Source organism: Mucilaginibacter sp. P4_E8 (assembly GCF_056401495.1).
The window spans coordinates 1-15,078 of the sequence record NZ_JBFUJG010000072.1; the positions used below are offsets into that span (position 1 = coordinate 1).

General features: G+C 45.5%; 14 protein-coding genes. 3 read left to right on the plus strand and 11 right to left on the minus strand.

What is annotated here, in order from left to right; translation table 11 throughout:
* Window positions 1-1,562, plus strand: a 1,562-nt coding sequence (locus AC1DRQ_RS20725; protein WP_477426648.1) for a PIG-L family deacetylase, incomplete at its 5' end; no start/stop codon positions are given.
* A gap of 228 nt (window positions 1,563-1,790) precedes the next feature.
* On the opposite strand, the gene ftcD is transcribed toward AC1DRQ_RS20725, so the two are convergent.
* The 7 genes from ftcD to AC1DRQ_RS20760 all read right to left on the minus strand — a co-directional run bounded on the left by ftcD (window position 1,791) and on the right by AC1DRQ_RS20760 (window position 10,037).
* The gene (ftcD, locus tag AC1DRQ_RS20730; protein ID WP_477426649.1) at window positions 1,791-3,482 is read right to left on the minus strand and encodes a glutamate formimidoyltransferase; all 1,692 of its coding nucleotides are present in this window, start codon (window positions 3,480-3,482) and stop codon (window positions 1,791-1,793) included.
* 201 nt (window positions 3,483-3,683) lie between these two features.
* The gene (hutI, locus tag AC1DRQ_RS20735; protein WP_477426650.1) at window positions 3,684-4,910 is read right to left on the minus strand and encodes an imidazolonepropionase; all 1,227 of its coding nucleotides are present in this window, start codon (window positions 4,908-4,910) and stop codon (window positions 3,684-3,686) included.
* Between the two features lie 116 nt (window positions 4,911-5,026).
* Window positions 5,027-6,700: a urocanate hydratase gene (hutU, locus tag AC1DRQ_RS20740; protein WP_477426651.1), complete on the minus strand. Its 1,674-nt coding sequence runs from the start codon at window positions 6,698-6,700 to the stop codon at window positions 5,027-5,029.
* Entirely contained in the window at window positions 6,678-8,237 is a 1,560-nt protein-coding gene (gene hutH, locus AC1DRQ_RS20745) for a histidine ammonia-lyase (protein WP_477426652.1), read from the minus strand. The genes hutU and hutH overlap by 23 nt, the downstream gene beginning before the upstream one ends.
* Window positions 8,230-8,739 carry a MarR family winged helix-turn-helix transcriptional regulator gene (locus AC1DRQ_RS20750; RefSeq protein ID WP_477426653.1) on the minus strand — a complete coding sequence of 170 codons (510 nt, stop codon included), beginning with the start codon at window positions 8,737-8,739 and terminating at the stop codon, window positions 8,230-8,232. The genes hutH and AC1DRQ_RS20750 overlap by 8 nt, the downstream gene beginning before the upstream one ends.
* Before the next feature lie 252 nt (window positions 8,740-8,991).
* Entirely contained in the window at window positions 8,992-9,429 is a 438-nt protein-coding gene (locus AC1DRQ_RS20755) for a hypothetical protein (protein ID WP_477426654.1), read from the minus strand.
* Between the two features lie 95 nt (window positions 9,430-9,524).
* Entirely contained in the window at window positions 9,525-10,037 is a 513-nt protein-coding gene (locus AC1DRQ_RS20760) for a YdeI/OmpD-associated family protein (protein WP_477426655.1), read from the minus strand.
* A 173-nt stretch (window positions 10,038-10,210) separates the two neighbouring features.
* Between AC1DRQ_RS20760 and AC1DRQ_RS20765 the strand changes: the two genes are divergently transcribed.
* Window positions 10,211-10,639 (plus strand): nuclear transport factor 2 family protein, encoded by a 429-nt coding sequence (locus AC1DRQ_RS20765; RefSeq protein ID WP_477426656.1) that lies wholly within the window; start codon window positions 10,211-10,213, stop codon window positions 10,637-10,639.
* Between the two features lie 146 nt (window positions 10,640-10,785).
* Window positions 10,786-11,220 carry a nuclear transport factor 2 family protein gene (locus tag AC1DRQ_RS20770; protein WP_477426657.1) on the plus strand — a complete coding sequence of 145 codons (435 nt, stop codon included), beginning with the start codon at window positions 10,786-10,788 and terminating at the stop codon, window positions 11,218-11,220.
* 61 nt (window positions 11,221-11,281) lie between these two features.
* Here AC1DRQ_RS20770 and AC1DRQ_RS20775 read toward each other — a convergent pair whose 3' ends face one another.
* From AC1DRQ_RS20775 to AC1DRQ_RS20790, 4 genes are all read right to left on the minus strand, one after another.
* Complete coding sequence (locus tag AC1DRQ_RS20775) at window positions 11,282-11,941, minus strand: GDSL-type esterase/lipase family protein (RefSeq protein WP_477426658.1); 660 nt, start codon at window positions 11,939-11,941, stop codon at window positions 11,282-11,284.
* Between the two features lie 2 nt (window positions 11,942-11,943).
* The gene (locus AC1DRQ_RS20780) at window positions 11,944-12,432 is read right to left on the minus strand and encodes a cytidine deaminase (RefSeq protein ID WP_477426659.1); all 489 of its coding nucleotides are present in this window, start codon (window positions 12,430-12,432) and stop codon (window positions 11,944-11,946) included.
* 155 nt (window positions 12,433-12,587) lie between these two features.
* Window positions 12,588-13,034: a hypothetical protein gene (locus tag AC1DRQ_RS20785; RefSeq protein WP_477426660.1), complete on the minus strand. Its 447-nt coding sequence runs from the start codon at window positions 13,032-13,034 to the stop codon at window positions 12,588-12,590.
* 63 nt (window positions 13,035-13,097) lie between these two features.
* Entirely contained in the window at window positions 13,098-14,993 is a 1,896-nt protein-coding gene (locus tag AC1DRQ_RS20790; RefSeq protein WP_429402011.1) for a DNA topoisomerase IV subunit B, read from the minus strand.
* Between the last annotated feature and the right edge of the window lie 85 nt (window positions 14,994-15,078).

Below are 15,078 nucleotides of genomic sequence, written 5' to 3' on the forward strand. Positions count from 1 at the left end.
ATGGTACCCTGGACCAGGATGCCGTGGTGGCTTTTTGCCTGGCTTATGAACACCAGATCGAGGAACTGGGCGGTTTGGACCTGCAGATCCTCGGGATCGGCCGTACCGGTCACATCGGTTTTAATGAGCCGGGTTCGGCTCCCAACTCGGGTACCAGGCTGGTGACTTTAGACGACCTGACCCGGAATGACGCTTCAAGGGACTTTGGCGGCAAGGCCAATGTGCCGACCAAGGCCATCACCATGGGTATCGGTACCATTTTCAAGGCCCGCGAGATCATCCTGATGGCCTGGAGCAAAAAGAAAGCCCCCATCATTAAAAAAGCCGTGGAAGGCGAAATGTCGGGCGATGTACCGGCTACTTACCTGCAATTATCCGACAATGTGGAATTTGTACTGGATGAGGCCGCCGCTTCCGAGCTTACCCGTTTTGATACCCCCTGGTTAGTGAAAGACTGTTCCTGGGACGATAAGGTACTGAAGAAAAAAGCGGTGATCTGGCTGGCTGATACCATCGGCAAACCGGTACTGAAGCTGACCGAGGAGGATTACAATAACCACGGGATGGCGCAGCTGGCCGTAGAGCAGGGGCCGGTATACAACATCAATATTGATATTTTTAACCAGATCCAGCATACCATTACCGGCTGGCCGGGTGGTAAGCCCGACGCCGATGATTCGCAAAGGCCGGAAAGGGCTTTGCCGGCTAAAAAACGGTCTGTCATCTTTTCGCCCCACCCCGATGATGACGTGATCTCCATGGGGGGTACGTTCATTCGTCTGGTAGATCAGGGGCATGAGGTGCATGTGGCTTACCAGACTTCGGGTAATACCGCCGTTTGGGATGATGATGTGTTGCGTTACATGGAGTTTGCCATTGATTTTACCAACAGCATTGGCGAGGATACCGCGCACCTGAAAAAGTTATACGAGGAAATGCGTGCTTTTTTCCCGCAGAAACAGCCGAACCAGATCGATACCCAGGAGATCCGCAATGTGAAGGGTTTTATCCGCAAAACCGAGGCCATCTCGGGGGCCCGCTACGCGGGTTTGCATGATGACCATATCCATTTTATGGCTTTGCCTTTTTACGAAACCGGCAAAACCAAGAAGAACACCGTGGGCGAGGCGGATATCCAGCTCACCATCGACCTGCTGCAAAAAATAAAACCGCAGCAGATTTTTGCCGCCGGTGATTTTGCCGATCCGAACGGTACCCATCTGGTTTGTTTTAACATCATTTTGGCTGCCCTGGACCGTTTAAAAGACACCGAGGAATGGGTAAAAGACTGCTGGCTGTGGATGTACCGCGGGGCATGGCATGAGTTTGAGACCTATGAGATTGAAATGGCGGTGCCGCTTTCACCGCAGGAGGTGATCCGCAAGCGGAATGCTATCTTCAAACACCAGTCGCAAAAGGACCGCCCGGTGTTCCCGGGTGATGATGCCCGCGAGTTCTGGGTACGTGCCGAGGACCGCACCCGGGATACCGCCCAGCGTTATGACCGCCTTGGCCTGGCTGAATATGAGGCCATGGAGGCGTTTGTGAGGTATCGGTTTTAAATTGGTCGATAGTCCATAGACGATGGTCCATGGATTTTTACAATATCAGAACGGCGGTAGATTGACATCTATCGCCGTTTTATTTATTATAAAATAACGTCATTGCGAGGTACGAAGCAATCTCTAAGCTGTACAGAGCAAACTTGTATAGTTGACCTGCATAAGTAGAGATTGCCGCGCTACGCTCGCAATGACAAATTTTTATACCTATTAACCTTATAAATCGCCCTACAACCCTATCTTCCCATTCACCAACTCAATAATTTCTGCTTCCAAAGCAATGGCTTTGCGTTCTATCTCATTGCCGCGGTAAATAATATCCACCACAAAATCCTTATCCTTATAGCCCGAGGCATTGATCTTCACGTTCATAAAAGCGCCTAAAACGGCAGTACGGGCACAAAGAGCAGCAACACCGGCATCAGTTACGGAATTAGGATTACCTATTTCAACCATCGCCTTGATCACTTCCATACTGTTCAATGCGGCCTGCATCACTTTAAACGGAATTTCAATGGCATAGCGTGTAGCATCCTGTATGGCTTTATCCCTTGCGGCTTTTTCTTCATCCGTCGACTTAGGTAAACTAAATGATTCCATAATGCGGTTGAACGCCGTAGTATCCAGATCAACCAAACTGATCAGTTCATCCTTGTAAAGCTGGGCTTTTTCGGCCCAATCGCTAAATTCTTCCCAGCGGTTATCCCAACCTTTTTTATGCGAGCTCAGGTTAGCTACCATACCAGCAAGTGAAGCACCCAAAGCACCCACGTAAGCCGAAATGGAACCTCCGCCCGGCGCTGGGCTTTCGCTGGCCGTTTCATCGGCAAAATCAATAAGGCTCATGCTTACCAGTTTGCTGGCCGCCTTGTCTTTTAACAAATATTCAATAATACGTTCTTCCGGGATAAAAGGGCCGAGCTCATCCAGTCCCATTGATTTAATGGCGATCTTGATCAATTCCTTTTCGCTTACGCCAACAGAGCGCTGTTGCTTGCGCAGAAAATATTTACCGGCATCAAGCATGGCTTTCAAGGGTATCAATCCCACCAGTTCGCTGCCCGTAACACGGATGCCGCGCTCATTGGCTTTGGTGCAAACTTCATCAAAAGCCTTGTGTACCGGGGTTATCTCAATATTAGTCAGGTTCATGGAGATCTGCGCCACGCCATATTCCTCAATATACCAGCCAATGGCCTTTACCGCTTTTAATGAACCAGGGATAGATTTGGGTTTGCCATTTTCGTCGGTGATAGCTTTACCGGTCACCGGGTCGCCTTCACGTAACACACGGCCAGCCTCACGTACATCAAAGGCAATGGCATTTGCCCTGCGGGTTGATGTGGTATTGAGGTTCACATTATAGGCCACCAAAAAGTCACGCGCGCCGATCACGGTTGCACCACGTTTTACATCATTCTCCGCCGGACCAAAATCGGGCGCCCATTCGGGAAGTTTGATCTTCTTGAAAAAGCCTTCATACTCTCCCGCCCTGATCACCGATAGGTTACTGCGACTTTTATTAGGTTGTGCCTGCTCATACAAATAAACCGGGATCTGCAACTCCTCACCAACCCGCTTAGCCAGTTGACGTGCATACTCCGCGGTTTCTTCCATACTGATATTGCTAATGGGTATCAGCGGACAAACATCCGTAGCGCCCATCCGTGGATGCTCCCCTTTTTGTTTGCTCATATCAATCAGCTCACCTGCCTTTTTAATGGCACGGAAAGCAGCTTCAATAACCTTTGCCGGCTCACCCACAAACGTTACCACGGTGCGGTTGGTAGCCTTACCCGGATCAACATTCAACAAGCGCACACCTTCTACCGATTCCACTTCGCTGGTGATCTGTTTTATAATATCAAGGTTTACACCTTCGCTAAAATTGGGTACACATTCTATTAGTTTCTGGCTCATTTTATTGGTTCATTAGTTCACTGGTATCATTAATTCATTGGTCTTAGCAATCGCTCTTTTCTATTCTAATTCCCTCCCTTGGGAGGGGTGCGGTTGGTTTGTGCAGTAGCAGGGAGGGGGTTCTACTTCCATATAGCTTGCAAAGTTTTTAAAACCCCTTCCTCCCCCTTCCCGAGGGAAGGAATCGCACATATCTCCACTTTAATTTTTTATCCCCGAAACCCACACCTTATCCGGTTTCAATTTCCCTTGCTGATATAATATCTCCCGGTAATCATTGCATGGATACGCCTGCATATCGGCAAGCTTTCCTTTGGCTAAAATACCGCGGTCGTTTAATTTTAGTGCCGATGCTGCTCTGAATGTTAAGCCTGCGAAAACTTCGGCAGCACATAATTTTTCGGCGGCACCCATTACTGCAGCCTGCATCAGCAGATCGCCCATTGGGGCCGAGCCGGGGTTCCAGTCGCTGGCAATGGCGAGGCAAGCCCCGGCATCCAGCAGTTTACGGGCAGGCGCGTAGGGCATCCCCAATCCTAAAGATGCGCCAGGTAAAGTTACAGCCACCGTATCAGATTTGGCAAGCATGTTGATCTCATAATCAGTACTGGCCTCCAAATGATCTGCCGAAACCGCCCTTGCTTTAATAGCTACTTCGCTGCCGCCTGTGGTAAACTGATCGGCATGAACGGTGACTTCAAAACCCATTTGTTTGGCTTTGCTTAGGTAATTTAGCGCATCGCTGGCATTAAAGGCGCTTTCTTCAATAAATATATCAACCTGGTTAGCCAGTCGCTGTTGTTTAATGGCCGGCAACAGGTTTTGTAAAATATGATTCAGATATTCCTGATGCGTTCCATCAAAATCTTTGGGTAGCATGTGCGCTGCAAGGCAGGTAGATACAAGACTTGCATGAGTTTTATCTGCCGCTGCTTTGATGGCTTTTAACTGTTTCAACTCACCATCGATACTTAAACCGTAGCCGCTTTTAACTTCAATCGTAGTAACACCTTCGGCCAAATGGCGCTGCACACGTTTTAATAAAAGATCAGTTAAAGTGGCCTCATCAGCGGCACGGGTTTGAGTAACAGAATCCCAGATACCGCCACCTGCTTTGGCAATTTCCAGGTAGGTTTTCCCGGCGGTACGCAGGGCATAATCCTTTGCCCGGCTGCCTRCAAAACAAATGTGCGTATGGCAATCAACAAAACCCGGCAATAGCACGTGGCCACCCACTACTTCTTCTATTTGTGCCGATGGATTGGCTGACCTTAGTTTTTCAAAATTATCAACCGCTATGATCAGTCCATCTTCTACCAATATCCCTCCCTGCGGGATGATCTGCAATTGCTCATCCGTCAGGGCACCTTTAAACGGGAGCCCTGTTAGTGGTAGTATTTGTGTGAATGGACCTATTAGTTTTTTCATAAGTAACAGCCCCCTCTAAATCTCCCCCTGAAGGGGGAGACTTTCAGAAACTTTTTAATTAATTAACAATTTAACCTAAAGCCCTCCCCTTCAGGGGAGGGTTGGGTGGGGCTCTCCTACCACACCTTCAACCCAAACTTATCTGCCCATTCCTGTGCTTTGTCGTAGCCGGCATCGGCATGGCGGAAGATACCTAATGCCGGGTCGTTATGCAAAACACGTTTGAGGCAGGTGGCCGCGCGGTCGGTACCATCTGCAAGCACTACCATGCCCGCATGCTGGGAGTAACCCATGCCTACCCCACCACCATGATGGAACGAGATCCAGGTGGCACCGCCCGAGGCATTAGCCATCAGGTTGAGCAGCGGCCAGTCTGATACCGCATCCGAGCCATCCTTCATTGATTCTGTTTCACGATTGGGTGACGCTACTGAGCCGCAATCCAAATGATCACGACCGATCACTATCGGGCCTTTCACCTTGCCGGTTTTTACCAGCTCGTTAAATAACAATCCGGCCTTTTCCCTGTCGCCCATGCCCAGCCAGCAAATGCGGGCAGGTAGGCCTTGAAAGGAAATTTTTTCCTGCGCATTTTTAAGCCATTTGATTAGTGGCTTGTCTTCAGGAAACAGTTCCATCAGTGCCCTGTCGGTAGTAAAAATATCTTCCGGATCGCCAGATAAAGCTACCCACCTGAATGGCCCTTTACCCTCACAAAACAGCGGACGGATATAAGCCGGTGTAAATCCCGGGAAATTAAAAGCGTCAGGCTCGCCGCCTTGTTTGGCAAACTCGCGCAGGTTGTTACCATAATCAAAAGTAACGGCACCCTTGTTTTTTAATTCCAACATGAAGCCTACATGCCTGGCCATACTTTTTAAGGATAGTTTTTTGTATCCCACAGCATCACTTTTACGCAATGCGGCAGCTTCTGCTAATGATAACCCGCTGGGAATATATCCGTTCAGCGGGTCATGCGCCGATGTTTGGTCAGTTAAAATATCGGGGATAATATTGTCTTTTAATAGGTGTGCCAACAGATCGCCGGCATCACTTACAAGGCCAACCGACAAAGTTTCTTTTTTTTCGAAGGCTTCTTTTATCCAGGTTATAGCCTCGTCATACGAGTGCGTCATCCTGTCGATGTATTGCGTATCTACCCGTTTTTGGATGCGTGTAGCATCAACATCGGCACCTAAAAAAACACCACCTGCCATGGTTGCGGCCAACGGCTGAGCGCCACCCATACCGCCCAGTCCGGCGCTTACGATGAGCTTGCCTGACAGGTCACCGTTAAAATGCTGGTTACCGCACTCTACAAAAGTTTCGTAAGTACCCTGCAAAATACCTTGTGTGCCAATGTAGATCCAACTACCTGCGGTCATCTGGCCATACATCATGAGACCTTTGGCGCGCAATTCGTTAAAATGCTCCCAATTGGCCCATGCCGGTACCAAATTACTATTGGCGATCAAAACCCGTGGTGCCTCCGGGTGACTGCGGACTATCCCCACCGGCTTACCCGACTGGATCAGCAGTGAATGATATTCATCCAGTTCCAGCAGCAGCTCAATAATTTTCCGGAGCGATTCCGGGTTACGGGCCGCCTGACCGATACCGCCGTACACCACCAGTTCATCAGGATTTTCGGCCACCTGACCATCAAGGTTGTTGAGCAGCATACGTAATGGTGCTTCTGTTTGCCAGCTTTTGGCATGCAGCTGCATACCGCGCGGTGCCTTATACACCGGATGGCTGGCATAGGTTTTAATAAATTCCGAACTCGTCATGGCTGAGATTTATATGGTTGCTGATGGCCGCGTTATCGGCAATTTCCAATAAGGAACCATCAGTGATTATTTGATGTAAGTTGTTAATGTCGTCTGCAAAAACACGGTCGTCTTGTATATGTGATACGTGCTCTCTTACTTTCGCATGTATCGCCTCAATAACCGGGGTTGATTTGAGCGGTCGCCTGAAATCAACAGCCTGCGCGGCGTATAGCAGTTCAATGGCCTGGATATATTCCAGGTTATCTATCACCTGGTGCAACTTGCGCCCGCTGATGGAACCCATAGATACGTGATCTTCCTGCCCTAAAGAGGTTGGCACACTATCCGCACTGGCCGGGAAACACAAGGTTTTATTCTCGGTAACCAAAGCCGCCGTAGTGTACTGCGGTATCATTAAACCAGAATTGAGCCCCGCATCAAGCGTAAGCAATTTAGGGAGACCGTAACGCCCTTCGCTCATGAGGTAACAACGGCGATCGGCAATATTGCCCAGCTCCGCTGCGGCTACGGTGGCATAATCAAGCGGCAAAGCCAGCGGCTGGCCGTGGAAGTTACCGCCGCTGATGGTATCATCAGCATTAAAAATTACCGGGTTATCGGTTACCGAATTAAGCTCTATTTCAGTCAGTTCTTTTAAATGCAGCCAGGCATTGCGTGATGCGCCATGTACCTGCGGCATGCATCTTAGCGAATATGGGTCCTGTACCCTATCACAATTTACGTGTGATGAATTGATCTCTGATCCGGTTAATAATGTAAATAAGCGATGAGCTACCAGCTTTGTACCTTTAAACGGACGGATGGCGTGTAAACGCGCGTCAAATGGTCTTGCCGACCCCATCAACCCTTCTAATGACAGGGCTCCGATCAGATCGGCAAGGTTCAGGGCATCATTTAGTCGCTGCACCGCCTTTACAGCAAAGGCCAATATGAATTGTGTACCATTGATTAAAGCAAGGCCTTCTTTTGGGCCTAATACTAACGGCTGTATATTATGTTTTTTTAACAATTCGTTGGCTGGCATCAGTTCGCCATTTTCATATACTTTGCCCAAGCCAATCAGCGGTAAAAACAAATGTGATAGCGGGGCCAGATCGCCGGAGGCGCCAACCGAACCTTTTTCAGGGACCACCGGAATAATATCATTGTCAATATGCCAGATGATGCGCTGCAGTGTTTCGGGAGCAACACCGGAGTAACCCTGCGCCAAAGCCTGAACCTTGGTGATCAGCATCAGTTTGGCAATTTCCTGCGGGATAGGTTTGCCTACACCTACACTATGACTTTTGAGGATATTGCTTTGCAACAGGCTGGTGTCGGCCTCAGATATGCGCGTATCACACAGCGGACCAAAGCCCGTATTGATACCGTAAACGGGATGATGGGCATGTACAATTTTTTCCACCTCGCGCCATGACGCGCGGATAGCCTGATCAGCTTCGGCATTAATGATGCCCTTTGTTTTACCTGCTGCTATATCCAGGCAAATACCTATGGTTAAATGGTCGGCACCGTAATTAAATATACTATTCATGGTGGATAGGTTTAGGTTGTTTACTAAGGTTGCGACTAATGCGATTGGCCAGGGGATAGGTTTGCAGGGCGCTTTCCAGTGCGGTAATGGCCGGCAATAATTCCTTGCAACCCAATTCACTGTTCATCATTTCGTTCATGGAAGCATCAACAGCATCCCAAATGGGCTTTATTCGCATAAGCAGCTCCCTGCCCTTGTCGGTAAAGGTTACCTGTTGTTTACGGCCATCCGTTGCGCTGGTGGTGGTGGTTAGTAATTTTTTTTGTTTAAGATTAGTGATCAGCTGACTGGCGGCGGGGTGGCTCACCTCTATATGCTCGCTCAGTTCTTTTATTGATAACGTATCATGTTGCGACAGCAGATAAAAAACAGGGAACCAGCTGGCTTCAAACTCAATACCCTCCTGCTGATAAGCACGGTTGATCTCAGACAAAAAAGATTCGCTGATGCGCCTCAAACGGCTGCCCAAAACCAGGTATCCTAAACGCTTATATAAATTCATGATGCAATTTATATAAGTACTTATATAAATGCAAATTTATTTTGATGTGAAAGGAATTGGTTAACTCCATCTAACTATGGGTAGGTTTTGGCTGAAGCCAGCTTTTATGCATTTTTATCCGTTGGCTAAAGCCAACGGCAATGAACACCGTGGCTTGAAAAAAATGATTAAGTATTCATTGCCGTCCCATTTATGGGGTGGTTTAAAAAGGTGATCATAGACTTTAGCAATAAGCAGGCAAAGTGCAATTGATCAATCTACAGGTAAAAAATAAAGGATGCCAAAAATCACAGCTACTGTTATAATGGTTCCAATCAGCGCGATCAATAAAGCCCTCCATATGGTGTAAGCTTGTCCGCCGGCAGTAAAATGGGTTTTAATTTGAGCTCCCTGTAACTGCTGTACAATTAAGTAGGTAAGCCATGAATAAATCAGCGGAATAATTATCCTGGGGATCTTGACAGAATCCGGAACTAAAAATATTCCTCCAAATATCACAATAGTTGCAATGATGGAGTAAACCCAGGCCATTTTTGCCTTACCGTACTCATTGAAAGCCTTATAGTTTTCGGCCATCAAATAACCGGCAACTAATGGCCCTCCTACAAAGGTAGCAACCTGAATTGTTTTTATTTTGTAGATTTTTTGTCCTACAGCCGGCTCAAGCCAGGTTTGATCAAGTGTTGTCATATAGATTTAGGTTGGGTATGTTTAACTACTGTAAACATAAAGTAATTCGGAATATATAGCTACAAAACGGCTTGTAATTTTTCAGTGAGATATGGTCACTCCCGCGCTTTCTTTTGCTCCCGCAGCATCTGCCCGTAATCTATACGGCGTACCATGGCATTTATGGTGTGGGCAATGCGGTTGGCGCGGGTTTGTTCGGTTTTGGCGCTGTCTATCCATTTTATAAAGTAGCCGCGGTGGCTTTCAGCGATGCTGTTAAAGAACTCGCCTGCTTCAGGTTCAAATTCAAAACACTCCAGCAAATCGGCAGGTACGCTGAACTTAAAATCATCGTCGGGCTCAATCCGTACATGTAACATGGCGCCACGGTGTTTGTGCAGGGCCTTACAGATCTCTCTTTTTAGCGCCATGATAAAATTGCCTTCGCCCATAGGCATCAGGGCCATACCGGCAACCGGCAGTTCGTCTAATTTACCCTTAACCCTGAATGATTTTTTATTGCCGGGCTTCATTTCCTGTGCTACATCAGCCGGAATTTCAATATAGGTCCAGCCGGTTTTTTCGCCCTGTTCTCCAAATTGTAAAATAATGGTGTTAAAGTCGACCATAAAGGTGCTTAAATATATTATTTGTTGCTAAGTATTTAAAAAAACATGCAATATGTTAAATGATTGTTRAATCGTCAAAATTTATAACATTACTTGTAACGTTAGGGATATAGCTGATGTCTTATGAGTATAAAATTAATTAATAATAATAAATAACCTTAAATAACAATACAATGAAAACTTTAAAATCAATCATGCTTGGCTTAGCTTTACTGATAGTATGCGGCGCTGCAAAAGCAAACGATAATACAGAAGGCGAAAATTTAACAAAAAATTACGCTATCAACACTTATGTTGATGCCATGACCCGCGGTAAAGTACAAGGGTTAAATGAAGTGATAGATCAATCAGCAAAATTCAGCATGTTACGCGGAAAAAGTGTTTTGAGTTTTACTAAAAACGAAATGATCGAATCATTAAAAGCCAACAAAAATGTTGACCAGGATTGCACAACCAGCACTTCAATTGTTGAAAGCAATTCTGATTTAGCTGTTGTTAAGGTTGATATGCAATTTGATGGTTTTGTACGCAGCAATTATGTAACCATTGCCAATACCGGTAAAGGTTGGAAGATCACCAACGTTTACAGTGTTTTCAAATAAAAGTTTAGTTTTAGTTTAGTGTTAAATATGTAAGTAGAGAGCCCCGCGATGCGGGGCTTTTTATTTACTTCATTTTTCCTGTAACGTATTGAAAATAAACGCCGTCTTATAGATATAATTCAAATGATATCTAAACAATAAATAATATGAAAACATTAAGATTAATACTATCCGGCATTGCTTTACTGATGGTATGCAATGCCACAAAAGCAAGCATCTATGCAGATGGTGAAAATTTAACCAGAACCTACGCTATCAATACCTATGTTGATGCCGTGACCCGCGGTAAGCTGCAAGGATTGAATGATGTGGTAGATCAAAATGCAAAATTCAGCCTGCTTAGTGGAAAAAATATCATAAGCTATACCAGAGATCAGGTGTTTGAATCATTAAAACTTAATAAAAATGTAGAGGAGGACTGTACCACCAGCACCTCAATTATGGAAAGCAACAGTGATATAGCCATTGTAAAGGTTGATATGCAGTTTGATGGCTTTGTACGCAGCAATTATGTRACCATTGCCAACACCGGCAAAGGCTGGAAGATCACCAATGTTTACAGTGTTTTTAAGCAACTTTAGTTTTAGTTTAGTGTTAAAGTGTAAGTAAAGATAAAGCCCCGCTATGCGGGGCTTTATCTTTTTAATTTATCAGGGGTTGCAGCACCGATTGCCATTTATCATAACCCATGGGGTTCAGGTGAAGGTAATCGCTTTTAAACAAACTGGAATCAGGAGTGGTTGTACCAGGCTTGTAAATAGCAGGAACCAGGTTAACAAAATGACTGTTTGGCTTATTTTTTAAATACCCTTTTATCATGTCATTGGCCATTGCAACCGTTGTATAATTTTTAGCCCTCACCGGACTTGGTTTTATCGACATGAAATAGATCTCGGCCCCGGGTAATTGCTGGTGGATCATGGTCCATAGTTTGGTAAATTCATCAGCCACAAATGTGGCCGGTTTACCATCGGCAATATCATTTTCGCCGGCATAAATAAATATCTTGCGCGGATGGTATGGGAACAGGATGTAAGGCGTATAATAATCAACCAGCTGCCATAGCTGGCAACCACCAACACCACGTTTAATAATGGGCTTGTCGGGAAAGCGTTGTTCCAGATCGCTCCATAGACGGATGGATGAGCTGCCTATAAATAATATACCATCGGATTTGGGGAAGCTTAAACTATCCTGGTGTTTAAAATCCCGGATCTCGTTATCAAACGGAAAGCCTTGCTGGGCAAATACATTTGCCGTAAAAGCGCAGCCAATTAAAAATAAAAGTAGTTTCAGTTTCATTGTTAAGTAGTTAACCGTTCCTCAAAAAACAAAAATGGTAATTGGTTTTCGATGCCTTTTATTACCCATACAGGCCCCTGCCCGGCGTATAATATGATCTTGATGGGCTTGTCTTGCTTTTTTTCAACTTCGGCCAGTACCTGCAAACATGATCCGCAGGAGGTAACCGGTTTGGAGAGCATAAATTCATCTGTTTGAGCGGTAACCGCCATAGCTTCAACAGGGTCATCCGGATGGTTGGCACCCCAATAAAACAGCGCTACCCGCTCGGCACATAAACCCGATGGATAAGCTACGTTTTCCTGGTTGCTGCCATAAATGATTCTGCCGCTCTGCAAACGCAGGGCCGCCCCTACCCGGAATTTTGAATATGGTGAATGTGAATTTTTTAACGCGGTGGCCGCCTCAAGGCACAGATCATAGTCGGCGGTGTCAAGATCTTTTAGCGAATCATATTCGTCAAAAGCAATTTTTATCTCATGGTTAATCATAACAATTTCCCCTTAAAAAAGCGGGGGAAACAAGATAAGGATTATTTTTGAAATAAGTTTTTTTTGACTGTGATTTTGTCTGAACCGGGATTATACGATTAAGGGATTAATGAGATTTTTTATATCAAATAAAGAAATCAACAAATACCTGCAAATCATCCTCGTATGACCCGATGTTCCTTAAATTTCATATACTCCTTATCAAAACAATTAATTATTGCATATACAGTGGCATACATATAACCTATGTCTCTCGAATCAACAGGGTGAAAGCTTCCGTCGTTTATTTCAAATACTAATGGTATTTTTTCACCCTTAATCCCTGCAAAATAATCTATAAAAAATCTAAATACTTTTTCTATAGCTGGTTTAGCTCCATATTCATCGGGTAGTTGCTGTTGTGTTAAATTCCAAATCATTTTACTTTCGGAATCAGAAGACTTATACATCTTGATTTGAACATGACCATATTTTGTCCACATGCTACCTAAGTGAATCCCCTTGCCTTCAACTGGAGTTAAGTCCCAATCAATTAAATGTTGGTTTATTGCATTTAACCGGTAAGCGTCAAATATTATTCCACCTAAACGCGTTTCTTCCACTAACTTTTAAATATTATTGATATTGTCATCAATTAGCTTTTTCATTGTACTGCAAGGACAACCTTACACTGCCACCGGCAAGGCCAAGCTATCCGCTTCTTCGGCAACCAGCGGATTGATGCTTTCGTCATCTTTCTCCACCCGCAGGTTGTTTACAATATGCAGCTGGCGGCTTGGTGTGTTTTTGCCCATAAAATATTCCAGCAGGCCCTTAATGTTGGCATCCTTCAATATTACCGGGTCAAGGCGTATGTCTTTCCCAATAAACAATCCAAACTCATCGGGCGATATTTCACCTAATCCTTTAAAGCGGGTTATCTCGGGTTTGTTACCTAATTTGGCAATAGCGTTTCTGCGTTCCTCGTCGCTGTAGCAATAAATAGTTTCCTTTTTATTACGTACGCGGAACAATGGTGTTTGCAGAATAAATACATGCCCAGCTTTTACCAGGTCAGGAAAAAACTGCAGGAAGAAAGTCATCAGCAGCAGACGGATGTGCATACCATCCACATCGGCATCGGTAGCTATTACAATATTGTTATAACGCAGGGCATCCAGGCCGTCCTCAATGTTGAGGGCATGCTGCAGCAGGTTAAACTCCTCGTTCTCATAAACCACTTTTTTGGTTAGTCCGTAGCAGTTTAACGGTTTACCCTTTAAGCTGAACACAGCCTGGGTCATTACATCGCGCGATTTGGTGATAGACCCACTTGCCGAGTCGCCCTCGGTGATAAATAGGGTGGTATCCTGGCGGCGTTCATGCGTATCTTCAAAATGCAGCTTGCAATCGCGCAGTTTACGGTTATGCAGTGATGCTTTTTTTGCGCGCTCATTGGCCAGCTTTTTAATACCGGCAATATCTTTACGCTCCCTTTCCGATTGCAAAATGCGTTTCAGCAAGGCATCGGCAACGGCTGTATTTTTATGCAGGTAGTTATCAAGTTCCTTTTTAACAAAATCATTGATAAAACCACGTACCGACGGGCCTTCCGGAGCAATGTTTTGTGAGCCCAGCTTGGTTTTAGTTTGCGATTCAAATACCGGCTCCTGTACTTTAATGGCAATAGCAGCCACGATAGAAGCACGGATATCGGCCGCGTCATATTCTTTTTTATAAAACTCGCGGATGGTTTTTACCACAGCCTCGCGAAAGGCGGCCTGGTGTGTACCACCCTGTGTGGTATTTTGGCCGTTCACAAAGGAGTAATACTCCTCGCCATAAGCCTGGCCGTGGGTCATGGCTATCTCAATATCCTCGCCTTTAAGGTGAATGATGGGATAGCGCAGGGTATCTACATCGGTATTGCGGGTAAGCAGGTCATAAAGCCCACGTTCTGAAAAATATTTTTGACCGTTAAAGTTTAGCGTTAAGCCCGAGTTAAGGAACACGTAATTCCAGATCATGCTCTCCACAAACTCCGGTATAAAGCGGTAATGCCTAAAAATGGTATCGTCGGGAATAAAGTTAATGGCGGTACCGTTGCGTTGGGTGGTTTCTTTTTCCGTTTCGTCACGGATCAGTTCGCCCTTGGCAAATTCGGCCAGCTTGGTACGGCCGTCACGGTATGATTGTACAATGAACGTGTTCGACAAAGCATTAACCGCCTTGGTACCCACCCCGTTTAAGCCCACAGATTTTTGGAATGCTTTACTATCATATTTACCACCGGTATTGATCTTTGATACGCAATCGATCACCTTACCAAGGGGTATACCACGGCCATAATCGCGCACAGATACTTTATGATCGCTCATGCTTACCTCAATGGTTTTGCCCGATCCCATTACAAACTCATCTATCGAGTTATCAATGATCTCTTTCAGCAACACATATACCCCATCATCATATGCCGAGCCATCGCCCAGTTTACCAATGTACATTCCGGGGCGTAAACGGATGTGTTCTTTCCAATCCAGCGAGCGGATACTATCTTCACTATAATTAACTGGTTCTGCCATTTATAAAGTAGATTTTAAAAATAGGCGCGTATATGCACCTGTTTGCAAAAATATAGTTTCGGTTTTGAACTTATCGCTCAAAACT